The organism is Anaeromicropila populeti (genome assembly GCF_900112775.1).
GTDB classification, from domain to species: domain Bacteria; phylum Bacillota; class Clostridia; order Lachnospirales; family Lachnospiraceae; genus Anaeromicropila_A; species Anaeromicropila_A populeti.
In genome coordinates, this window is record NZ_FOYZ01000003.1 from 23,222 (window position 1) to 46,708 (window position 23,487).

The window sequence follows — 23,487 nt, forward strand, 5'->3', positions numbered from 1 at the left end:
ATTAAAAAAGAATATACACTACTGTATATCCTTTTTGTTAGTATATGATAATATAAAATTTTAAAACTAGCAGTTTTTAGTGACGCTTGCCAATTCTTTCATTTCTTTTGCGTTATCGATTACGGTGTCTGTAATCTTAACTCCACCTAAAAGTCTTGCCAATTCCATGATTTCTTCCATCTGTTCCAATCGCCGAATGGTAGTAGTAGTATGAAGATTTTCACTACTTTTCTCAATAATATAATGTGTATCCGCCATCGCTGCAATTTGTGATAAGTGAGTGATACAAATGACCTGACGCTTTCTGGAAATTTCAGCCAGTTTTTCAGAAACTTTCTGTGCAGTTCTTCCGCTTACCCCCACATCAATTTCATCAAAAATAAGTGCACCAACCTGATCATTATCTGCTAAAACAGATTTGATTGCCAGCATTATTCTTGAGAGTTCACCGCCAGAAGCAATCTTTCCAAGCGGCTTCATATCTTCCCCTGGATTTGTTGAGATACAAAATTCTATTTCATCATATCCATTTCCTGTAAAATATTCCAACTGTTTAAATTCAATGCTAAAATTAACATCTAAAAAATTTAGTTCCAATAGTGCCTGATATATTTTATCAAATAATTCTTTAGCATTTTTCTTTCTAATTTTAGAAATGGCTTTACAACAATTTTCCATCTTCTCTTCGGATTTTTTTAACTTGCAAAGCAACTCCTCCTGATACTGTTCAAATTCTTGATATGTTTTTAATTTATCCTTTGCCTTTTTGTAATATTCATTAATCTTCTCGAGACTATTTCCATATTTTGATTTTAAACGATGAATCAAATTTAAGCGTTCTTCAACTTGTCCGAACTCTTGTCCGTCATAATTTAAATCCACTATATAATTATGTAATTCCCGATTAAAGTCACTTAACAGACTATCTATATCACTTATCTGAGTTTGAAAACCCACCATATCCGAATCCAACTCTGACAGCTTATTCACTATTTTAACAACTCTGTTCAATTCCTGAGATATGGATCGGTTAGATTCAGCCGTTATCTGATAAATGTTAGAAACCCCTTCTACGATTGCTTCCATATTGGAGAGTTTCTTGTGCCTCAAATCCAGTTCTTCTTCCTCACCTAGCCTTAATTGTGCTGCTTCAATTTCATTTATTTCATATTCAAGAAAGGAGATTTCTCTCTTCCTCTCTTCCTCAGATGTATTTGATTTTTCAAATTCAGAACGCAGATCACGATACTGCTTATACAAAATATCACATTTTTCTTTCCAGTCTTTTAATTCTGATTTTGCATAATAATCCAGTATTTCAAGATGCTTATTCTTGTAAAGAAGTGACTGATGCTCATGTTGTCCATGAATATCAATTAAAAATCCGCCTACTTCCTTCAGTACTGCTGTGGGAACGGTCTCACCATTAATCTTTGAAACACTTCTTCCTCTCATTATCTTTCTAGATAGAATAATCTGTCCATCTTCTAAAGGTAAATCTAATTCAATTAATTTGCTGGTGAGGCTTTCTTGTTCTACCTGAAATACCAGTTCGATTAACGCATAATCAGCTCCCTTACGTATGATATCAGAAGGTACTTTACCACCTAAGGCAATGTTGATAGAACCTATAATAATAGATTTACCTGCGCCTGTTTCTCCTGTCAGTATATTTAATCGTTGTGTAAAATCCACCTCAATTTCCTCAATTATAGCTAGATTTTTAACATGTAAATTCGTGAGCAATTTATGCGCCTCCAATCAAACATATGTTCTGTGTCTATCATAGCATACTATTTTTTAATTTTCAAGGACTTTTTTTAACTAAACTATTGTTTATTTATGAATCATTGTCAAGTTGGTACAGATATGTTAAAATAGTAGCTACTATACTATGAAACAAGGAGGATAAAGGATTGATTATTTTACTAGCCATTGGTGCTTATATGCTGGTAGTACTTGGCATAGGCATATACTTTGGTAAAAAGAATGAAACGTCAGATGACTATTTTATTGGAGGCAGAAAGCTTGGTCCGTGGGTCACTGCAATGAGTGCAGAAGCCTCTGACATGAGCAGCTGGTTATTGATGGGTTTACCAGGTTTAGCTTATTTAACAGGTTTTGGTGATGCTGGATGGACTGCAATCGGATTAACGATTGGTACTTATTTGAACTGGAAACTTGTTGCAAAAAGGCTGCGTCAATATTCGGAGGTTTGTAATAATTCAATTACAATTCCAGATTTTTTTAGTAACCGCTTTCGTGATAAGAAAAACATTTTAATGACGATTTCATCTATCATGATTATTGTTTTTTTCACTGTCTACACTGCAACAGGCTTTTCTGCCTGCGGAAAACTATTTAAAAGTGTTTTCGGTTATGATTATATTCCCACTATGATAATATGTGGAATCATAATTGTATTATACACCTCAATGGGAGGTTTTCTGGCTGCCAGCACCTCTGATTTAATTCAAGGTTTACTTATGTCTTTCTCCATTGTTGTTGTACTAATTGTTGGTATTTATCATGCAGGTGGTATAGGACCAGTAATTGATCATGCAAAGAGTCTGGAAGGATATTTAAAATTATTTCAAACACACGATCCAGTTTCAGGAACAGCAAAGCCGTATAGTATTATACGAATGATTTCTGGATTGGCATGGGGTATGGGATACTTTGGAATACCCCACATTTTAATTCGTTTTATGGCCATCAGCAACTCAAGAGAAATAAAAAAATCTCGTTCAATCGCTATGATTTGGGTAATCATTTCATTAGCAGTTTCTGTTTGTATTGGATTTGTTGGCGCAACGCTCTCTTCACAGGGTATTAATGGAATTTCTACTCTTTCTACTTCCTCTGAAGCAGAAACAATATTTATCTTGATGACTCAGACTTTTCTTCCTGCATTTATAGCTGGAATTGTTCTTTCTGGTATTTTAGCAGCAACTATGAGTACTGCTGATTCTCAGTTAATTATGGTTTCTTCCTCTGTTGCTAACAATTTATTTAAGCAGTTATTTAAAAAGGATGCAACAGATAAACAGATTTTACTTGTTTCCAGAACAACTACTATTCTTGTAGCGATTTTTGCTATGATAATTGCTTTAGACGAAAATAGTTCAATTTTTGAACTGGTTTCTTATGCATGGTCTGGTTTTGGCGCTGCATTTGGACCATTGATATTATTCTCGTTATTTTGGAAACGTACTACCTTAAAAGGTGCTATCAGCGGAATGGTAGGCGGTGGACTACTTTCCATTACTTGGTCCTTATGGATTAGCAAATTAGGGGGAATATTTGAGGTGTATGAATTACTGCCAGCTTTTATTTTTTCTTCATTACTAATTTTCATTGTTAGTTTAATAGATGAAAAGCCTTCTGATGAAATTGTAAAAGAATTTGATTCAGTAAAAAATTCAACCGTATAATATTAATTTTGCTATATTATAAAAAGGCTGTGCATTGCTGATTTTCATCAGTTGGTGCAACAGCCTTTTCTATTACATAAAATTAAGAGAACTCCCGATTCATAAATTATCTTACACTTCTAGTTACATTTACAGTACAGTATAATTTCACTCCAGATACTACTGCTACAATTCTTGTTCTTCCTACTTTCCTAGCAATAATATGACCTGCAGATACACTTGCTATACTAGGATTTTCAGAAAACCATCTAACTCCTGTTCCAATCTCCTCCACCCACAAATCGGCGGTATCATATTGGGTTAAAGATAAAGAAGAAATATTTAAACCAACTACCGTAACATTAACTAACGCATACCTGCCGCTGCTTGTGCGCACTGTAATCGTTGCCACACCTGGCTTTCTGGCTGTAACTCTTCCGCTTGAAGTCACACTTGCAACAGATTTATTATCACTGGAAAAATACACTTTATCCGTTGAATTACTTGGTGATATGCTGACAGAAACCATCGCTGCTGTACCTTTAACCATGACCATATCCTTTTGCGAAACGGAAACACTGGTAGAAGCAACTGCTTTAGAAACATATACCCAGCAAACAGCCTGTTTTCCACTATTATCCTTTGCTTTCGCAGTAATTTTACAAGATCCTTCTTTGACAGCAGAAACATTTCCATTTACATCCACCGTTGCAACCTCTTCATCTGAAGTACTCCATTTTACAGTTCGATATGTGGCAGTAGAAGGTGAAACACTAGCACGTATCTTAGTAGTAGTTCCTACCAACATCCTTAACGTCGTCTTATTTAAAGTAATACTGGTTGCCTGCCTCACTACTCGTATTTTACAAGTAGCGTATTCACCACTTCCATCTGTAGCTGCTACCTTAATGGTAATAGTTCCTAGTTTTTTACCTGTTACAACGCCTTTTGAACTTACCGTTGCCACTTTAATATTGGAAGAGGTCCATTTTAATTTTTGATTCGTAGCATAGTTTGATTTTATTGTTGCTTTCAGACTCACTGTTTTTCCAATTCCCAATGTATAACTGGATTTATTCAAAGTAATGGATGTAACTACCTGTGTTACTGTAACAACACAGTTTGCAACGTATCCACCGTCCTCTGAAATACAGGCTATAACAGTAACCCCTCCTCTAATACCCTTTACAACACCACCAGAAGTTACAGTAGCAACTTTCGTATTAGCTGACTGCCATTTCACATTTTTGTTAGATGGATTGGTTGGTGTGAATACAGGTTTTAACGTAAATGTCTTGCCTTTTACAATTGTTTTTGTTGTATAATTCAAGGTCATCCCTGTGACATCTGCAAAAACTGTAATATATAAGTATTCCACTTTACCACTTGCAGTTTTAACAAGAATAATCGTAGAACCAGCAGATACACCGGTAACTTTTCCTGCTTTGGTAACTGTAGCAATAGACGGATCCTTTGACGTCCAGGTAAAGGTTGTTTCAGAACTAGTAGCTGGAGATGGGTTAGCAATTACTTGATAAGTATCTCCAATCCCTAATGTTAAATCATAAACACTTAACGTAATTCCAGAAGCAGCCTGGGTAACGATTATAGTACAGGTATCAACAGCTCCATCCTCTGTCGTTGCAATAATATGAGTTTTACCACTTCCTACTGCTGTAACAGTCCCTGTAGAACTTATTGTCGCAATTGACGTGTCAAGTGATTTCCATGTAATACTTGTTGTAGCATTAGATGGATTCAATGTATATTCCAGTTTTTGCGATTTTCCGACCTCCAGCGTTACAGATGACTGGGATAAATAGAACCCAGTTGCTGACTGTACAACTGTCATTACACATTGATCCATGACAAAATATGGATTATATTCTGGCTGTACTGTAATAATAACAGTACCTGCACTGACTAAAGTAACTAAACCTTGTTCATCTACTGTTGCAACAGCTGTATTGGACGAGGTCCATCTCAAATCAGTGCTAGTTGCATCTGTAGGTGTATATGTTGCCTTCAGTCTTACCACTTCACGATTCATTTTAACAGTTGCCTGCGTCTGGTTAAGATTAATTGTCTTAATCGGTGAAAGCACTGTAATGGTCACACACGCTGTAACAAAGTTATCCTTATTCACCGCAGTCAAGATAACCTTACCCGCTTTTTTACCTGTTACAACAACGCTCTTATTATCACTTGCCACAGATAAACTGACTAATTCCTCATCTGAAGATAGCCATTTAATTGGTGCTGTACTTACATTTGGTGTAAAGGTAGCCAGAATCGTAACTGTTTTGTCTACCTCCAATACTACCTCGTCATAATTCAGTGAAATATTTGTAACTGTATTCACAACTTTTACAAGACATGTTGCTTTCTTAATATTACCATTTGAAAAAGTCTGGGTAACCGTAATTGTAACATCCTTATTATCTTCTGTTACCTTAATTGCTTTAATCAAACCATTCTGTGTTACAGTAACATAATTCTTATCACTTGAAGACCAGGTAAAGGTTCCTCCATAGGACGTATGGCTTTCTACCAACTGTAGTTCAGCTCCTAAAGCAAGTGTTACACTAGTCCGATCCAGTGATAAACTGTCAATCACATTTATCTTCACTGTATATCCACCCGCTGAAATCGCTGCTTCAGATAAATACTGTGCCAGTGAACTATTATTTATTGTAATAATAATATTGGCATCACCTTTTGTTAATGCAGTACCCATAGCTGAGGAAGGCAAATAAGAAAATACATTGCTTTCATCTGATGATACATAACTTCCGAAAATTGAAACAAAATCAGAAACAGTTAAGTTAAAGGCATCTGCAACATTGTATCCATCTCCAATATTCAAAGTAGCTGTTTTATCAGAAAACTCACCATATACAATCAGGTTCATGGATGAATAAAACGTATCACTGATTTCACTTAGTGTTACATTTTGATTTGCTTCATAAATTCCTTTTGGAAAAAACTTAATTGTATATTCTCCTGCTTTGGCATTTACCCGAAGTCCGGAACGAGTATCGGATACTACATCTAAGCTAATCAGATCAGAAGTTTTTCCAATAGAGTCTGCAATAATCTGAGAGGAACCATTCACATTCTTTTCTATAATCCATGTAAGCTTATCTTTTATACCCCCACCATTTCGTTCGTATACAGTATCGGTAAAAATCATTGAGCCTGTATGAAGTTTCAGAGTATTGGATGTATAAAATGTTACGTTATCCTCACTAAACTTGGGAACAACGTACACATCAATGGAATCTGTCATGGCAGTTGTTTCATTATCTGGTGTATAAGAAGCTCTCAGCGTAGTCTTTCCTGCTCCTATTGCCGTTACAGTACCACCATTCAGATTACTTGACGTACTGGTAGTAACTTTAATAATATCTTCATTATCAGAGGTCCATTTACAATTTGTATCCGTGGCATTACCAAAGTTTAACTGCATATCCTTAACATCATCTACAGACATGATAAGTGCCTCTCGTTCTGCACTGGAAGAAATCTTCTTAAAACTGGTATCCACTGAAGTATCAATGGAAAAGAGTACTTTAACCTGACAAGTCATACTCTCTACTTCCATCTGGGTTCCAGAAGCATCTGTATAGCTTACTTTAACCGTAATCGTTGCTGTTCCTGGCTTTTTGGCTGTAACAATAGCAACTGTCTTTTCTGATGAAGTCACATCAATAATCTGCTGTTCAGCGGCAGATGCAACAAACCAGTCAATGGTATATGCACTGTCATTGGCATACACTGGATGACCTGGTGAATTAAATAGCAATGTTAATGTTTTCGTTCTCATCACATAAGGATCATTTCCAATTGGTGAATTATTAATAAGAATTTCGATATCACTCGATGCAGCATTGGAAAAACCAGAAAATCTTATGGAAAAGACTGCAAAACCAATTAGAAAGATGAGAAACAATCCAATTATATTTTTTGAAACTATAAATGATTTCTTCATTATCTACCTCCTTGTATTTACAACTCTTCTACCTATAGTTGTACTTTAATGTTTACAGCTTCATATATACACAAATAAATGTTAGCAACATTTTATGGCATTTACATGTCAGCTTTCGGTCATATTATGAGGAATATAACAATAAGCTGTTTCCTTCGCAGCGTAAACTATCCTAAATAAATTATCGGCTCATTCTTTAAAAAAATTAGCGATTTATTAAAAATTATTTAATTTTTTTGTTTACCACAAAAAAAAGTTATGTTATGATATGAATAACGATATTTTGGGGAATTAATATAAAGGGGTTGTAAAAAATGTCGAATCAGTTTGATTTAGACGGAAGTATACAATATGCCGTTAACAATTATTCTAAATATTTATTAAAAGTTGCCTTTATCTACACTAAAAATGCGATGGATTCTGAACGAATTGTTCGGGAAGTCTTTTTATCTTATTTGAACAAACGACCACTATTTGAGAACTCCAGACATGAAAAAATTTGGCTCACACAAATTACAATACAGAAAAGCAAGTTTTTTTTACTAACACATTTTTTTATTCGACCTAATATTTTTTCTTCTTTTGGAAATTCACTATCGAAAGAAGAAGGCTTTTTACTTGATACCTTTTTTCAGTTAAAAGCATTTTATAGAATTCTTTTACACCTTTATTATAGTGAAAAAAGCAGTACTGAAGATTTGGCTGGTATTTTTGGCCTGCGTACTGATACAATTGAAAAATTACTGACTCATTCCATGCAGACATTAAAAACACAGTTTGGTGAAATTGAGATTGAAGTAAGCACATTTGTTCATATACAAGATTGTATTCGTTTTACAAAGAAATACAGTCAAACTACTTTATCCTATTTAGCTGATGCAATTGCCTATAATGCCGCTGCAAAAAAGCAGTTTTCATTTAAAAAAAGACTTATTATTTTTAGTTCACTATTCATTATTTTTTTTGGCTGCTCTATTTTTTTATATAAAAAACATAACAAGGAACGCCCATCGGATATTATCCTTATAAATTCTTCTGCAAATGTTAAAGTCTTTTATCTTTCCGATGATGAAAAAATATATGATGAAGATTATATGTCAGATTCTTCTTTGCATTGGCTTAGTGAAACTGATATTTTTACAAGATATAATACCTCCATTTTGAAAGGATATATCCAGGATATTCAAAATATAGAAATTGTAATGGGCAGAGGCAATTCATTTTACAAGGCCATTGCGACGATTCGTGTGGACAAGGTATATCGCGGCAAAGAAACGGTAGGCAGTCCCATTAGAATTTTACTGAATTTCCCAATACAATCTTCTTCTGATGAAAAAAATATTTTTTCACAATTAAGAGAAGGCTATGAAGGTATTTTTATGCCAGTAAAATTTGATGATAATGATTACCGTAAGGAAAACCAGGCCACTTTATATATGCGAGATTTGGCTGAATATTATTTTATCGATAGTCACTTTCTGTTTTTTCAGACCGATACTGAACTGGTTTACATAGATTCTGTTTTTTCCATTGATGGTGAACCAAGTTCTTTGGATGAAATTGAAGCTTATATTTTGAAAATGCTTAAAAATATTAAATATAATTGATTTTTATTATCGCTCATCATCATTTTATATAAAGGGGAATTCCATATTATGGTATTCCCCACTTTATATTTATGTTGGATTCAATTGAGCGTTTTTAATTCATTTGGATTGTATAGACAGCTAAAATCAGTTGGAACTATAATAATTCCTGCCTTTTCATATTTAATCCCATCTGACTGATCATGCCAACAACTTAGAAGCTTTTCGTTAGAAATGTAAGTATAATTCCCCAGTATAGAAGGATCCATACATATAATATTATACTTATCGTATCCACAGGCAACTACATAATGTCCGTCTTCCCACGTCTGTTCATAACTTTCTTTCTCTCCCCACGCTTGAATCATCAGAATGACTGGCAAATTAAGAGAAAGATATTCCTTGATACAATCAATTTTTAAATTAAGTAATAATTCTCCTGTTGCATTTATTGATTCTGCAAACTTAATAATTTCCTCAACCTTTGTTCCTCTTTGAGGGTTTGATTTCAGGTTTTCTTCCAATATATCCTGTCTGTAGTCTATACAGTAGTAACCTAACACCGACTGCACAGCTGCCACCCCACAAGTATATGCTGTTCCCTGACGGCATAAAGGAACGTGTATCATACAGATATCCTTACTAATCAAATTACATTTTTTCATTCTGCGCCTCATATTAAAATGGATTCAAGAATTTTCCTTGTATCCTATCTTATGAGGATGTAGGAGAACATGTTACATATCGGACTCATAATAAATAGCATACCAACTTAATTTCTAACTTTTTCCTTCTTTAATCAAGTGCTTTAATAAAGAATTTTTTCTATCTCATATTGTGAAGAAATTATTAACCAAAGCTGTGGATTAAATACCCTGATATTCCATACACTAATACCACTTAAATTATATTTGGACACTAATTCCATTGTTGCATTGATACTTCTAGAATTAATATACCATACTACATGTTCGAGGTTATTTCCAAATGTATATCTAAAATAAGGTGTTTGTGATACCTCATCATAATTTATAACTGCTCCAGCACTTCTAGCTAAATCAATAACTCCTTCAAAAGATAAGCTATTTACATTAGAAATTTTAGGTGCATACGGCAGCTCCCAATCATATCCAATCGTTGCTATTCCTATAATTATTTTATCTGGTGGTATATAGTTTAATATATAATTTATAAAATTTTCCATGCTATAAAAAGAACTAATAGGTGATGGCGCCATTATTCGTTCAGCCCATTCATATGTCGTAAATATAATATTTTGAGCTGATTGATTTAATCTTGTATAATCGACTTTTTCAAAAAACACTTCATTATTAACTAATGATACATTGGGATTTACGTTTAAAAAAACTTGGTATCCTTCTTCACTTAAGCGATTTGTAATTTTAGTTAAGTAGTTTTCATAGAAATGCAGATTTGATATATTGATATATTGAAAAGATATATTTATACCATAATAACCTTTCGTTTCAATTATTCTTAATATATTATCAATAATTCTATTTTGAAAATCTTCATTCAGAAGTATATCAAATGTAGTAAGAATGTTTGCTTCTCCTTGTAAAGTTGCAGTTGTTAGCATCATAAGTGGAGCCACCCCATAATCTTTAGCAATTTGAATTACTTCATTATCATCATAATAGGTGATAATCTCTCCCTCCTTTGTAGCAGTAAAATTTAGTACCGATAAATACGTTAAATACGGTAAAGTTTTTCTAAGTATATCCTTATTTATATTGGGATCTGTATTACCATGCGTAATGATTTTACCCTTATCAGTATTATATGATATGATAATAGTATCACCTGGGTAAATGTATTCTCTATCAGAGAGTTCTGGGTTATTTGCTAATATCTGGATTATAGAAACATTAAATTTATTAGCTATATCCAATAAAGTATCACCTTGTTTTATAGTATAGACTTGTTGAGGATGTGCGATTACCAACGTCTGACCGATTATTAGGTAATCTGTCTCCTCAAGCCCATTATCTTGAATTAATTTTTGTACGGAAAATCCGAATTTATCTGCAATTGATTGAAGAGTATCTCCCTGTTTAACAACATATATTTCCATAACTTACCCCTATACGGATTTATAATAATATATGTTTTGTTTTAAGGATATATCCACTTAATACCTAAGCTATCGTTGTATTCTTAAAAAAAATAGAAAGCACCTACCAAAGTAAGTGCTTTAGAAATAAAAAAAATATTTCAACCCTTGCTATTACTCTTCCCAGTTATGCCATACTTCTTGTACGTCATCATCCTCATCCAGTAAATCAAGGGTTTTCTGGAAAAACTTAATATCCTTTTCATCTGTCAACGTAACCCAAGTTTGTGGAATCATTGTTACTTCTGCCTGAACCATGGCTACTTTGGCATTTTCCAGTGCCTCACGAACTACACTGAACTGATCCGGATCAGTCAGAACTTCAAAGCTGTCCTCTTCTTCGTTAAAATCTTCTGCTCCCGCATCTAGTGCAATCATCATAAGCTCATCTGCTTCCATGCTGCATTCTTCTTTATCAATCAGAATCTGACCTTTCATATCAAACATAAAAGATACACAGCCTGGAGTTCCCACGTTTCCATTACCCTTTGTAAAAGCGTTACGGACATTAGAAGCTGTCCTGTTTTTATTATCAGTTAATGCTTTTACAATAATTGCAATTCCATTAGGACCATATCCCTCGTAAGTAATCGTCTCATAATTAACACCTGCCAAGTTGCCTGCGGCTTTCTTAATACCCCTGTCTATTGTATCATTAGGCATGTTATTTGCTTTTGCCTTTGCAACGATATCACGCAGTCTGCTGTTATTAGCTGGATCGGCTCCGCCTTCCTTTACTGCTACCGCAATTTCACGTCCAATAATAGTAAAAATCTTTCCTTTTGCAGCATCATTTTTTTCTTTCTTATGCTTTATGTTGGCAAATTTAGAATGTCCTGACATATTCATTCTCCTCTTTCACAAAATACTATTTTTTTCAAATTATAAAAATAATCAATCTTTCTTATTTTATCACTGTTACTTTCATCTTACAAGTACTTTTCTTGTTATGTATGAGACTTTCTCATTTAGAAAGACTCATCTGCCATTCACTAACTTGTTGATCTTTTCCATCACATTAACAACTGCATCATTATCCCGGATTGCACACATAATCGTGTCATCCCCTGCTATACAGCCAACAATTCCATTAATATTTAAATTATCCAATGCAGCAGCAACTGCCATTGCCATACCTGAAACCGTCTTGACTACCAAAATATTCTGTGCCCGATCCATGGAAAGAAATCCATCCCTCAGCACACGTACATATTTTTCATATAGACCAGATTCTTGATTTTGCAAAATAATATATTTTTGATGATTTCCATCTACGGATACCTTAGTAAGCTTTAATTCCCGGATGTCTCTCGAAATAGTTGCCTGTGTCACATTATAACCATCTGCATTCAGAAGATCTGCCAGCTCCTCTTGAGTTTCAATATCATATTTATTGATTAACTCTATTATTTTGGTTTGTCTGCCAACTTTCATAGCTTCTATACCTTTTCCCTTCCCAATTTGTTTTTTAAAATATCAAAAAAACTATTTTCCGTAAGCTTAATAATTTGAGTATTTTCCTTTGCCCGCGTTATCGAAATGAAATCTCCTGTTACAAGAGGTGAGATTTCATTGCCATCAAAATATACTACCGCTTCGTCTGGATGTCTTTCTTTGCAACGGCCTATTTCCATACGTATCTTATCAACATCTGAAACCACAAGACTTCTCTTGTTTAACGAATGTGGACAAATCGGTGTAATCACTAAAGCATTGATACCAGGTTCCAGAACAGGTCCTCCCGCAGAAAGATTATATCCTGTTGAACCTGTTGGAGTAGAAATAATTACTCCGTCCCCAACATATGTATCAATTAATTTTTCATTTATATAAAGCTTTATTTCGACTAATCGACACACACTGCTTTTTGTCACAAAAATATCATTTAATGCACATCCCTTGTGAAGATTTAATATGCCTTCACCTTCTGCATTTTTATTACCTGAGAAAACTTCTCCATTTAGCATCAGCCTTTTTTCTATCTGACAGTCATCTGCGAATAACTTCTCTAATGCTGTCACAATATTCTGTTTCTCAATTTCAGCTAAATAACCCACTGTTCCAAGATTAACCCCCAAAATAGGAATGTCCCTGTGAACCAAATCATTCGCGGCTTGAATAATTGTTCCGTCACCGCCCAGTACAATTGCACATTCCGTCTCCTCAGGAATTTCATTTATCCGGTCAGCTGAACCACTGTTTGTAATGGATGCTGCCAGAAAGCAGCTTTTATCCTTTTTTTTCAAATAATCCATAATATATAAAGCTGTCTTATGGTTATGATCTTTTTCGCTATTTACAATAATACAAAATCGTTCCATTCTAATACCTACCTTTAAAAGTACGTCAAACAATCATTTTTCTTGCTCTAAATGATTATGTGCGGTTTCAACTGTTCCATGTACAACAGAGTTCCATTCTAAAATATCATCCGCATCAGAAATCTGACTTAATAATAACAAATACTCTATATTCCCCTCCGGACCCTTAATGGGGGAAAATTCTAGCTTTTTAGGAATCAGTCCAATTTCTTTGGCATACATAATCACCATTTCAATTACTTCAGCATGTACCTTTTTATCCCGGACAACACCTTTTTTCCCAACTTTTTCTCTTCCCGCCTCAAACTGAGGTTTTATAAGACAGACAATCTGTCCTGTCTCCTTTAACAATTGACTTACTGGCAATAATACTTTGGTCAATGAAATAAAAGCTACATCAATGGAAATAAAATCTACTTGTTCTCCGATATCTTCCTTCGTGACATAGCGAATATTGGTTTTTTCCATGCTGATTACTCTTTCATCCTGCCTAAGCTTCCAGGCAAGCTGGTTCGTTCCCACATCAATCGCAAAAACCTTGCTGGCTCCATTTTGCAGCATACAGTCGGTAAATCCTCCTGTAGACGAACCTACATCCATACATATCTTATCCTTCAGACAAATAGAAAACTGCCCCATTGCCTTCTCCAGCTTATATCCACCACGGCTGACATATTTCATATTATTGCCTTTAACAACAATCTCTGCCTTTTCATCAAACATGCTGCCTGCTTTATCTTCTCTTTGCCCATTTACAAATACATTCCCGGACATGATAATAGCTTTTGCCTTTTCCCTTGACTCTGCATGCCCAGCTTTTACTAATAATAAATCTAATCGTTCTTTCATATTCTTTTCAAAATCCTTTCAACTACTGACTCAGCATCCAGTCCCAATTTCAAATGCAGCTGTTCGACACTGCCATGTTCGACAAATATATCAGGAATGCTTATTGTAAGGATTGAAATTTTCTCACTTAGTTCCTCCAGAACAAACTGTGAAACATGTTCTCCAAATCCTCCACTTTTTATATTTTCTTCCAAACATACTAATACCGAATGACTTTCTGCAATTTCAGTAATGATTTCTTTATCCAATGGACAAATAAATCTTGCATTAATAAGCGACACCTTATGCCCTTGCTCTTTTAATATTTTTCTTACCGTATCAGCTGTCTTCACCATACTTCCCAATGAAAGCAGTGCTATTTCAGATTCTTTATATATCCACTCTGCCTTGCCGAGAATTATTTCTTCACGAAATTCAGATAATCCATCAAAGGCTTCTCCTCTTGGATACCGTATAGCAACTGGAGCATTATAATTCTGGCAAAAATCAAGCATATCTTCAAACTCTAATTTATTTTTAGGTGCCATCATGGTCATGTTTGGAATGGATGTTAAAAAGGATATATCAAAAATACCTTGATGTGTTTCTCCATCCTTTCCAACAATTCCGGCACGATCCACTGCAAAAACGACTGGAAGATTATTAATGCATACATCATGTAAAATCTGATCATAAGCCCTTTGCAAAAAGGTAGAATAAATAGTTACAAATGGTTTGTATCCATTGAGAGCCAGCCCAGCAGCAAAAGTAACTGCATGCTGTTCTGCAATTCCTACGTCAAAAAAACGGTTGGGATAAACATCTTGGAAACTCAATAACCCTGTTCCCGAAGGCATTGCTGCTGTGATAGCAACTATTTTATCATTTGCTTCTGCCATCTCAATCAATTTATGGCTGTACACACTTGTATAGCTCTCATCTTTACTTTGGTTTCGTGATTCTCCTGTTTTTACAAAAAAAGGTTCAATACCGTGAAATTTTGAAGGATTCTTTTCTGCCTTAGGATATCCTTTCCCTTTTTTGGTAACTACATGAATAATTACTGCCTCATTTAGCTTGGAGGCACTTTCAAAAGCCGTCAAAAGCTGTTCCATATTATGTCCGTCAATTGGACCGATATACGTAAGTCCCATATCTTCAAATAGCATACCAGGAATCACTAATCTTTTTAAAGATTCTTTTGAAATCCTGATTTGTTCCGCTATTGCATCGCCAATTTTGGGAACTCGACGTAAAGCCTGTTCTACATCATATTTAAAACCCCGATACTTTCGGTTCGTTCGTATTTTCCCCAGATATGTGGACATGCCTCCTACATTTTCAGAGATACTCATATTATTATCATTTAGCACTACAATAAGGTTAGATTTCAACCGTGCAGCATTATTTAATGCCTCATATGCCATTCCTCCAGAGAGTGCGCCGTCTCCAAGTACCGCTACTATTTTATTTGTTTTTCCTTCCAGGTCTCTTGCAACAGCCATTCCAAGGGCAATGGAAATAGAAGTAGAACTGTGTCCTGTATCACAGACATCACAATCACTTTCTTTTCTCTTAGGAAAACCTGAAAGTCCTTCGTAGCATCGCAGGGTAGAAAACTGTTCCTTCCGGCCTGTTAATATTTTGTGAGTATAAGACTGATGCCCTACATCCCAGACAAGCTTATCTTCTGGAAAATCTAAAAAAACATGGAGTGCCATCGTTAATTCTACTGCCCCCAGGTTAGATGATAAATGCCCTCCACTTTTGCTGATTTTTTCTACAAGAAAATGTCTGATTTCACCTGCCAGTTTTTTGTAATCTTTTGGTTCCACTTTCTTTATATCATTTTCTTTTTGAATTCTATCTAATATCATTGCCAAGTTTTCACCCCATTTAGCTTACTTTTCTCTTGTTATTAATTCTTCGATTAAATCGATAAGAAATTGGTTGGAATACGGTAATGACTTCAAGTCAGAAATTGCTTCCTTTGATAGTTGACCCACTTTCTCCCTGGCATGCTTTACTCCAGTTAATGTTACATATGTCGTCTTATGATTTCTTTCGTCGCTGCCAATAGGTTTACCAATAACCTCCTGTACACTGGTTATATCCAAAATATCATCCTGAATCTGAAACGCAAGTCCGATTTTACCTGCTGCTTCCTCGATTAATCCAATTGTCTCAGCAGTTCCACCTGCTAATACAGCTCCTACTTTCATCGCTGCTTCAATCAACGCTCCTGTTTTAAGCTGATATATAAAATCAATCTGTTCTCTGCTAAGTGGCTTATTGGTATTTTCCACGTCTACTGCCTGTCCTCCAAGCATTCCATATACACCTGATTTCCCAGCTATTATTCCTATAGCCTTAGCCATTCTCTGTACGTAATCCATATTCTTAAAATCCACCTGGTCAAATGCATGAAGTAAGACTTCGAATGCATAATTTAGCAATGCATCTCCTGCCAAGATGCCCATAGCCTCGCCAAAAACAGTATGAGTTGTTTTTTTCCCACGACGGAAATCATCATCATCCATGGCTGGCAGGTCATCGTGCACCAGTGAGTAAGTGTGAATCATCTCGATCGCTGCAAGAAATGGTTCAATTCGTTTTAACTCTGTTCCTCCTAACAGTCGATAGGTCTCTAAAACCAGTATTGGCCTAAGTCTTTTTCCACCAGCCTGTAAACTGTAATTCATCGCCTGAAAAATGGTTTTCTGCTGTCCCTTTTCTTCTGGCAGGTATTTTTTTATTACTTTTTCTATATACTCTGTTCTATTGCTTAATTCCTCTCTAAAGTTCATAAATTTCTATTCCCTTTCTGAAAGTACTATTAATTTCTTCTCCACTTTATCGATAGAGTCATTACACTTTTTCAGCAGCTTCATACCATCATTATATAGCTGAAATGATTCTTCTAATGTCAAATCACCCTGTTCAAGCTTAGTAATAATCTCGTCCAGTTCTGCAAAAGAATCCTCTAAACTTTTCTCTGCTTTTGCCATTAATTTCTCCTCCTGTTTACAGTCTTTCCCACTGTAGCAAAAATATCACCATCCGCAAAAGAAATACACAGAATTTCTCCTTCTCTAACTGCTGATGCCTCTTTGACTGGTTTATTATCCTCTCCAGATACAAATGCATAACCTGAAGAAAGTTTATCAAGTGGCGATACTCCCTTCATTCTCTCAACATACAATTGAAGCATGTGCCTTTTCCTTTGTATCAGAAAATTCATATATTGTCTCATCTTATCCTCAACATCCTGCAAATACTGCCTGTTCTGCTGTATCTGATAAACTGGGCTCTGATAGGAAAGTCTTAGTCTTTGACGTTCAACCGTACTTCGATATTCCTTTATTTTTCTTTCTAATCCACGATTTAAGGAACGCCCCATCTCTTCTATTGTATCTAACAAGTCCTGAATGTTACATACCGTCAGTTCTGCTGCTGCTGATGGTGTAGGTGCTCTTAAATCAGACACATAATCTGCAATTGTGGTATCGGTTTCATGCCCAACTGCTGATACAACAGGCGTCTTGCACTGATAAATGGCTCTTGCCACCATTTCCTCGTTAAACGCCCACAAATCTTCAATGGAACCACCGCCACGACCAACAATGATAACATCTACCCCATAGGAATCTAATCTTTTAATCCCTTCTACAATGGTTTCTGCTGCACCCTCTCCCTGTACTTTTGCCGGAAATAGGATCAGCTGTACATAGGGGTTTCTTCTGGCAGTAATATTAATAATGTCCTGTATTGCTGCCCCAGTGCTGGCAGTTACGACACCGATTTTTTTAGAAAAGGTGGGAATCTGTTTTTTATGTTCCTCCAGAAATAGACCTTCCTTCAATAATTTCTGCTTGAGCTGTTCAAACTTCTCATAAAGCATTCCCATACCATCTAGCACAATATGACTGGCATAAAGCTGATATTTTCCATCCCTCTCATAAACACTCACATTCCCCATTGCAATTACATCTTGTCCCTCTTCCAATCGGAAAGAAAGACCGCTTCTCTGTCCTGCAAACATAACACATGCCATCTGGCTCTTAGCATCTTTCAAAGTAAAATAAATATGCCCTGAGCTGTGATATTTACAATTAGATACTTCTCCTTTGATATATATATGATTTAATGCAAAATCAGAAAGAAACATATTTTTTATATACTGGTTCACTTGTGAAACGGTATATGCTTTTTGCTTTCCTGCTTCCATGAAATATTATCACTCACTATCTTCACTATTCTCTTTTTCGTCCACCAGTTTCGCAAGAATTCCATTAATAAAGCTTGGAGAATGATCCTCACCATATTTTTTCGCAATTTCAACCGCCTCATTAATTGCCACACCAACTGGAATCTCATTATCATACTTCATCTCAAAAACAGCAATTCTTAGGATTGTAAGATCTACTTTTCCCAGCCTGTTTAAACGCCAGCCCTTTGAAACATTTTCGATCATTTCATCTACTTCAGGCACCTTCTCCAAAATTTTATCAAATCTTTGATTCAAATAGGTAGTTTGCTCTTCGTTAAGATTTAATTGTTCCTCGTCATTTAATGTATCACCATATAAATAATATAGTTTTATTTGTTCCTCAAGTTCCTCAGAAGCATGAAATTCCTTACGAAATAACATACGAAATAAATGTTCTCTGATTTCTCTTCTACTCATGAAATTTCCTCCTGATTGCAATAACATTTTGCATTTATCTCTTTATTAGTTTATCCTTAATACAGATAAACAACCCTTAAATATGACATTCAAGGGTTGCATATATTATACACAATTTATTTCTTTTAAGAAAGCATAAAAATCCACACATGAAATTACATATCCTGATTAATATTAACGCCTGCAATTCTTACATTTACCTCAGATACATTCAGTCCTGTCATATTTTCTATTGCTGACTTAACTCTTTCTTGTACAGTCTTAGAAGTCTCTGGTATACTATAACCATATTTCATAGATAATGCAACATCAACCATAACAGAGTCCTGTGTCACTTCAACCTTAACACCCTTTGACAGATTCTTCATACCCAGTTTACTTACCAGTTCATTTGTAATATTACCTGCCATTGCTGCTACACCCTCAACCTCTGTTGCCGCAAGACCTGCAATAATTGCAACCACTTCATCTGCAATCTGCACCTGACCAATATTACAGTCATCTAATTTTCTATAGTTTCCTCTATTTTCTGGTTCTTTTGCCAATGTTTTTACCTCCTAAAGCACTCATACTTTCGTTCCTTATAAGCCTTATAGAATAATTATAACAAAATTACAAAGAAATGCAATGTTTTTTATTATCTTGTTTCTTCTGTTACTCCAACAGGAGTGATAACAATATTATTTGCTGGAAGCCCTGTTTTTCTTTTTACAATATCTTCAATCTGTGCCATCTGCTGTTCTGTAAGATTTGTTGCATTCACCAGTACATCAGCTCCATCTTCACCTATACTGATGACCACATCAGCAAAGCCTTTAGCCTGGAGTAATAATTCTGCTGCACTTTCTTTTTCTGCAATTGTTGTCATGTTTACCATACTGTCAATTGCATCCTGCTTCTGTTCATCAGAAATATTTTTGTTATTGATAATTTCATTTAACGTTTCTTTATTTTGAGAACGTACCTGCTCTCTCTGAATCTTTGCGTTGTTAAAATAGTCTGCGCTGATTGTATTACTTACCAGGACTGCTTCTCCAGGATTTTCTGCATCCTCATCTGCAACCTTTACTCCCTCTGTATCTTCTTCTGCAAGAGCATCCTCACCAATATCTTCTGCTGATAAATCCAAAATTTCATTTTCACCTTCTGTATCTACAACGTCTGTAACTTCTTCTCCTGTTTCTGCTACTGCCTCACTATCTGTATCCACTGCTTCTTCCTCTGATAAATCGTTATACAAATCATTTTCTAATAACTCACTTGCTTCTTTACTCAGGCTTTCCCCAGAACCTCCATTGGGATTTCCATCCTTCCCTATGTTTTGTTGCGTAAAGGTTAAGTACCCTGCTACAGCCACCATTAAGACTAAAGCAGTTATAATGACTTGGTTTTTCTTTAATATCTTTCTCAAAACAGCCTCCTAACTTGTGCGGCCTATGTACGGCTCATGCACCTTAATTCATCTTCATTACTTTAATTTTATGTGCTGGTACATCAAATAATACCTGTACAGCACTGTTAATTTCACTAATAATTGAAGAATTATCACCTCCCTGGGCAATTACTAATACGCCTTCTATTTCTGGTTCCAGTTCTTTCACAATATAAGGACTAGTTTCCCCCTGTCCAGATTGAATTAAAATAGTCTCTTCCTCTCTGTCAATGCTAGACGACACTCTACTGCCGCCACTTCCATCTGTTTCTGTTGTATTATCTTGGGAAACAGGACTGTCCTTTAAAGTCACCTGTTCTTTGGATGCTTTGGCTGTTATCATCACTTCAACCTTTCCAATTCCATCCACTTTATTTAATATACCTTCTAACTTATTCTCCATTTCCTCAAGATATTCACCAGTACTCCCTGCATTTGTTTTAATTTCTGCTGATACCTCCTGTCCATTCTGTTGACTGACACTTTTATCCGCCCCTCCTATATCAGGAATAAAACAGATAAGCAGAACAATTCCAGCTAATGCCATTATACAGATTTTTGAAAGCCCTATCTCCTTAATTGATAGCTTTAATGGCAGTTTTCCTCCTTTTTCTTTCTTTTCCTCCATTTTTTATTCCTCCTTAAAAATTTCAATGACAATTTGTTCTTTTGACACTCCATATACATTTGCAATTTCTCTTTTCATTTCTTTCGTATCAAAAGAACACTGTACCTCTTCTGCTAGAGACTTATCATCGGTCCCATTAATAGCTGGAATTTCAACTGGTTCTATAAAAATGCGATCTGTCACAGAACTTTCCTCTTGCTTTAAAGCTTCTTCTGCGGATACCTGATTTGTAATGACTGCCTGTATTTTTTTAATACTTCCGTATTTCTCGTTTCCCTGGTCTTCTTCTATTTCAACGGTTACATCAACCGGGGCATACTCATAGTTTTCCAATATAATTTTTATCTGTTCTTGAATATTTTTTTTATATTCCTCTAGTATCATTTCCCTCTGATTAAGTTCAGCAATCTCAATTCCATTTCCCATATAGGAGCTTGTTTCAAAAAGCTGGTATTTTTTTAGATTAAAATCCAGTAAATCCTCCATTTTTAACAACTGTATAAGAGGGTTTAATATAATCAGAATTAAAACAAAGCCTGTAAAAGTTTTAATATACTTTTTATACGAATTATTTCCAATTAAATTTGTGGCAATTGTAACTAATACAAAATAAATTAATATATTTCTAACTAATTCCTTTATTATTTCCATACTTCCTCCTATGAACTAAGATGCAGGTTTGTTGATGTCGTAATAATTACAATGGTAAAAATGAATAAAACGGCTGCAATAATAACCATAGAAACAAGAAGCCTTGCGCTTTTAGCTGTTCCATTTATACAATTTAAAACTCTTTTGTCCGAAATCGGCTGCACAATAGCTGCACCTAATTTATATATCAGACTGTATATACCCAATTTTATAACTGGATTGGCGCAAATAACAACGATTGCAATTAACCCTGCTGCTCCCACCGAATTTTTAATCAGTACTCCTGCTGCAAATACAGTTTCTGTTACAGAACTAAATGCATTTCCTACTCCTGGTATTGCATTTGCCGTTTTCATCATCATGGATTGTTTTACATAGTCTGTCACTGGTACCACTAACCCCTGAATCACATTGAAACCAACAACAGCTCCTAAAATGGTTTTCAACGACCAGCTGATAACCATTTCCAGTAATTCAGCAAACTTTGATAACATGTCCTCCTTCATTATGTTATTAGCCATTAACAAAATGAAATAAACATTAATTAATGGTAAAAGTATTTTAATTAAAACAACATTTATAATGGTAATCAGTACTAAGGTTGATTCATAAAAAACCATTGACGTTTTTGCTCCAGCAGAAAAAGTAATACAAATGAAATATGTAGGCAGCAGTGCTTTCATAAAATCTAACAGTGTCGTTAATGCTCCTTCTGCAATTCTGGTAACCTGATAAAAGGAAGTTGTCAATAAAGTAAATAACAGCAGATATGTTACGTAAAAACCGGTCTCTGCTATATGACTATTTTGAAATACATTTGTAAAATTAGTAAATACAGAGGCTATCACTGCAATTGCCAAAAGCTGAATAATTGTTTTTCTTTCAATAACAATCTGGTTAAGCACTCCATTTGCCAGTTTTGAACAAATATTGGATAAATCAAACGGTTCTTCTCCTGACACAAACTCATTGACATATTCTTCAAAATTAAACTCTTCACTTCCGTTTTGTATTTCATTAATCACTTTCTGAATTTCATCGTATTCAAGTTCTTCCCCATAATCAGCCACCAGTGGAACATCCTCGTCTTCTGTTTTCTCTTGAGAAGCCAAAACACACTTTGCATCTGCGGTAAGAAACATCCCAAAGATACAAATAAAAAGGAAAAGCATGTACTTTTTTTGCTTCATTCTACTACCTCTCATTCATTACGCCAGAAACTCTTTTATTGTGTCCAGCAGCGATATTACAATTGGCATGCTCATAGATAAAATGGTTAACTTTCCAACCAATTCAATCTGTCCTGCAATTGCATTGTGTCCTGCATCCTTACAAAGATTTGAAGAAAATTCTGCCACATATGTAATTCCTATCATTTTTATAAGAATTTCCAGATATGTTGGACTTATTGAAATATAACTTTGTATTTTCTCAATGGTTCCAAGAATACCTGTTAACTTTGTTACTCCAATTGCAAAAATGAGTAAGCATGCACTAATGCTGATATAAGTGGCATATTCCGGCTTTGTATTCTTAAACTGAATGGCTATTAAAACGGCTGTTATACCAATTAAGGCTATCTTTATCATATTACCCCCATCTTCTGCCAATTTTATAATGAGAATAAATCTCTTATTGTATTAAACAGTTCTGAAATATATGGGATAATCCAGAACAACACTAGCAAAAGCCCGGCAAGGCTTGTTAAAAACGCGTGTTCTTCTCTTCCTGAATGTTTTAGTACCTGGCACAGTACAGATACCAAAATACCTACTGCTGCAATTTTAAATATAATTGTAATCGACATATGATCCTC

22 protein-coding genes are annotated in these 23,487 nt (G+C 35.1%); 2 read left to right on the forward strand and 20 right to left on the reverse strand.

Features of this window, described 5'->3' with window-relative positions; genetic code table 11:
* Positions 1-66: 66 nt before the first annotated feature.
* Positions 67-1,746, reverse strand: a complete 1,680-nt coding sequence (recN, locus tag BM305_RS04255; protein ID WP_092559469.1) for a DNA repair protein RecN — start codon at positions 1,744-1,746, stop codon at positions 67-69.
* A 170-nt stretch (positions 1,747-1,916) separates the two neighbouring features.
* Between recN and putP the strand changes: the two genes are divergently transcribed.
* Positions 1,917-3,434 (forward strand): sodium/proline symporter PutP, encoded by a 1,518-nt coding sequence (gene putP, locus BM305_RS04260; RefSeq protein ID WP_272481940.1) that lies wholly within the window; start codon positions 1,917-1,919, stop codon positions 3,432-3,434.
* A gap of 106 nt (positions 3,435-3,540) precedes the next feature.
* Here the strand turns inward: putP and BM305_RS04265 are convergent, their stop codons facing one another.
* Complete coding sequence (locus BM305_RS04265) at positions 3,541-7,404, reverse strand: Ig-like domain-containing protein (RefSeq protein ID WP_092559470.1); 3,864 nt, start codon at positions 7,402-7,404, stop codon at positions 3,541-3,543.
* 314 nt (positions 7,405-7,718) lie between these two features.
* Between BM305_RS04265 and BM305_RS04270 the strand changes: the two genes are divergently transcribed.
* Positions 7,719-9,011, forward strand: coding sequence for a hypothetical protein (locus BM305_RS04270; RefSeq protein ID WP_092559471.1), 1,293 nt, complete (start codon positions 7,719-7,721; stop codon positions 9,009-9,011).
* An 80-nt stretch (positions 9,012-9,091) separates the two neighbouring features.
* Here BM305_RS04270 and BM305_RS04275 read toward each other — a convergent pair whose 3' ends face one another.
* From BM305_RS04275 to spoIIIAC, 18 genes are all read right to left on the reverse strand, one after another.
* Complete coding sequence (locus tag BM305_RS04275) at positions 9,092-9,655, reverse strand: C39 family peptidase (RefSeq protein WP_177214541.1); 564 nt, start codon at positions 9,653-9,655, stop codon at positions 9,092-9,094.
* Positions 9,656-9,798: 143 nt separating this feature from the next.
* Complete coding sequence (locus BM305_RS04280) at positions 9,799-11,085, reverse strand: LysM peptidoglycan-binding domain-containing protein (protein ID WP_092559473.1); 1,287 nt, start codon at positions 11,083-11,085, stop codon at positions 9,799-9,801.
* A 153-nt stretch (positions 11,086-11,238) separates the two neighbouring features.
* Complete coding sequence (locus tag BM305_RS04285; RefSeq protein ID WP_092559474.1) at positions 11,239-11,967, reverse strand: YebC/PmpR family DNA-binding transcriptional regulator; 729 nt, start codon at positions 11,965-11,967, stop codon at positions 11,239-11,241.
* A 135-nt stretch (positions 11,968-12,102) separates the two neighbouring features.
* The gene (gene argR, locus BM305_RS04290) at positions 12,103-12,558 is read right to left on the reverse strand and encodes an arginine repressor (protein WP_092559475.1); all 456 of its coding nucleotides are present in this window, start codon (positions 12,556-12,558) and stop codon (positions 12,103-12,105) included.
* Between the two features lie 5 nt (positions 12,559-12,563).
* A complete protein-coding gene (locus BM305_RS04295; protein WP_092559476.1) occupies positions 12,564-13,445 on the reverse strand; it encodes an NAD(+)/NADH kinase in 882 nt (293 codons plus the stop codon).
* A 33-nt stretch (positions 13,446-13,478) separates the two neighbouring features.
* Positions 13,479-14,294: a TlyA family RNA methyltransferase gene (locus tag BM305_RS04300; RefSeq protein ID WP_092559477.1), complete on the reverse strand. Its 816-nt coding sequence runs from the start codon at positions 14,292-14,294 to the stop codon at positions 13,479-13,481.
* On the reverse strand, positions 14,291-16,150 hold the full coding sequence (gene dxs / locus BM305_RS04305; RefSeq protein WP_092559750.1) for a 1-deoxy-D-xylulose-5-phosphate synthase: 1,860 nt from the start codon (positions 16,148-16,150) through the stop codon (positions 14,291-14,293). Before dxs ends, BM305_RS04300 begins: the two co-directional genes overlap by 4 nt.
* Before the next feature lie 24 nt (positions 16,151-16,174).
* A complete protein-coding gene (locus tag BM305_RS04310; protein WP_092559478.1) occupies positions 16,175-17,080 on the reverse strand; it encodes a polyprenyl synthetase family protein in 906 nt (301 codons plus the stop codon).
* 6 nt (positions 17,081-17,086) lie between these two features.
* A complete protein-coding gene (gene xseB / locus BM305_RS04315; protein WP_092559479.1) occupies positions 17,087-17,281 on the reverse strand; it encodes an exodeoxyribonuclease VII small subunit in 195 nt (64 codons plus the stop codon).
* Positions 17,281-18,501, reverse strand: coding sequence for an exodeoxyribonuclease VII large subunit (gene xseA, locus BM305_RS04320; protein ID WP_092559480.1), 1,221 nt, complete (start codon positions 18,499-18,501; stop codon positions 17,281-17,283). The genes xseB and xseA overlap by 1 nt, the downstream gene beginning before the upstream one ends.
* 9 nt (positions 18,502-18,510) lie before the next feature.
* A complete protein-coding gene (nusB, locus tag BM305_RS04325; protein WP_092559481.1) occupies positions 18,511-18,960 on the reverse strand; it encodes a transcription antitermination factor NusB in 450 nt (149 codons plus the stop codon).
* Between the two features lie 155 nt (positions 18,961-19,115).
* Positions 19,116-19,505 (reverse strand): Asp23/Gls24 family envelope stress response protein, encoded by a 390-nt coding sequence (locus BM305_RS04330; protein WP_092559482.1) that lies wholly within the window; start codon positions 19,503-19,505, stop codon positions 19,116-19,118.
* 92 nt (positions 19,506-19,597) lie between these two features.
* On the reverse strand, positions 19,598-20,371 hold the full coding sequence (locus BM305_RS04335; protein ID WP_092559483.1) for a SpoIIIAH-like family protein: 774 nt from the start codon (positions 20,369-20,371) through the stop codon (positions 19,598-19,600).
* A gap of 43 nt (positions 20,372-20,414) precedes the next feature.
* Positions 20,415-21,020 (reverse strand): hypothetical protein, encoded by a 606-nt coding sequence (locus BM305_RS04340; protein WP_092559484.1) that lies wholly within the window; start codon positions 21,018-21,020, stop codon positions 20,415-20,417.
* A 3-nt stretch (positions 21,021-21,023) separates the two neighbouring features.
* Positions 21,024-21,671, reverse strand: a complete 648-nt coding sequence (locus BM305_RS04345) for a stage III sporulation protein AF (protein ID WP_092559485.1) — start codon at positions 21,669-21,671, stop codon at positions 21,024-21,026.
* An 8-nt stretch (positions 21,672-21,679) separates the two neighbouring features.
* Positions 21,680-22,861 carry a stage III sporulation protein AE gene (locus BM305_RS04350; RefSeq protein WP_177214542.1) on the reverse strand — a complete coding sequence of 394 codons (1,182 nt, stop codon included), beginning with the start codon at positions 22,859-22,861 and terminating at the stop codon, positions 21,680-21,682.
* 18 nt (positions 22,862-22,879) lie between these two features.
* The gene (locus BM305_RS04355; RefSeq protein WP_092559487.1) at positions 22,880-23,260 is read right to left on the reverse strand and encodes a SpoIIIAC/SpoIIIAD family protein; all 381 of its coding nucleotides are present in this window, start codon (positions 23,258-23,260) and stop codon (positions 22,880-22,882) included.
* 23 nt (positions 23,261-23,283) lie between these two features.
* Positions 23,284-23,478 (reverse strand): stage III sporulation protein AC, encoded by a 195-nt coding sequence (gene spoIIIAC / locus BM305_RS04360; RefSeq protein WP_092559488.1) that lies wholly within the window; start codon positions 23,476-23,478, stop codon positions 23,284-23,286.
* Positions 23,479-23,487: the final 9 nt, after the last annotated feature.

Coding starts and splice junctions, on each gene's coding strand:
- BM305_RS04265 (WP_092559470.1), bottom strand. CDS start 7,404: ATGAAGAAATCATTTATAGTTTCAAAAAATATAATTGGATTGTTTCTC.
- BM305_RS04270 (WP_092559471.1), top strand. CDS start 7,719: ATGTCGAATCAGTTTGATTTAGACGGAAGTATACAATATGCCGTTAAC.
- BM305_RS04275 (WP_177214541.1), bottom strand. CDS start 9,655: ATGAAAAAATGTAATTTGATTAGTAAGGATATCTGTATGATACACGTT.
- BM305_RS04280 (WP_092559473.1), bottom strand. CDS start 11,085: ATGGAAATATATGTTGTTAAACAGGGAGATACTCTTCAATCAATTGCA.
- BM305_RS04285 (WP_092559474.1), bottom strand. CDS start 11,967: ATGTCAGGACATTCTAAATTTGCCAACATAAAGCATAAGAAAGAAAAA.
- argR (WP_092559475.1), bottom strand. CDS start 12,558: ATGAAAGTTGGCAGACAAACCAAAATAATAGAGTTAATCAATAAATAT.
- BM305_RS04295 (WP_092559476.1), bottom strand. CDS start 13,445: ATGGAACGATTTTGTATTATTGTAAATAGCGAAAAAGATCATAACCAT.
- BM305_RS04300 (WP_092559477.1), bottom strand. CDS start 14,294: ATGAAAGAACGATTAGATTTATTATTAGTAAAAGCTGGGCATGCAGAG.
- dxs (WP_092559750.1), bottom strand. CDS start 16,150: ATGATATTAGATAGAATTCAAAAAGAAAATGATATAAAGAAAGTGGAA.
- BM305_RS04310 (WP_092559478.1), bottom strand. CDS start 17,080: ATGAACTTTAGAGAGGAATTAAGCAATAGAACAGAGTATATAGAAAAA.
- xseB (WP_092559479.1), bottom strand. CDS start 17,281: ATGGCAAAAGCAGAGAAAAGTTTAGAGGATTCTTTTGCAGAACTGGAC.
- xseA (WP_092559480.1), bottom strand. CDS start 18,501: ATGGAAGCAGGAAAGCAAAAAGCATATACCGTTTCACAAGTGAACCAG.
- nusB (WP_092559481.1), bottom strand. CDS start 18,960: ATGAGTAGAAGAGAAATCAGAGAACATTTATTTCGTATGTTATTTCGT.
- BM305_RS04340 (WP_092559484.1), bottom strand. CDS start 21,020: ATGGAGGAAAAGAAAGAAAAAGGAGGAAAACTGCCATTAAAGCTATCA.
- BM305_RS04345 (WP_092559485.1), bottom strand. CDS start 21,671: ATGGAAATAATAAAGGAATTAGTTAGAAATATATTAATTTATTTTGTA.
- BM305_RS04350 (WP_177214542.1), bottom strand. CDS start 22,861: ATGAAGCAAAAAAAGTACATGCTTTTCCTTTTTATTTGTATCTTTGGG.
- BM305_RS04355 (WP_092559487.1), bottom strand. CDS start 23,260: ATGATAAAGATAGCCTTAATTGGTATAACAGCCGTTTTAATAGCCATT.
- spoIIIAC (WP_092559488.1), bottom strand. CDS start 23,478: ATGTCGATTACAATTATATTTAAAATTGCAGCAGTAGGTATTTTGGTA.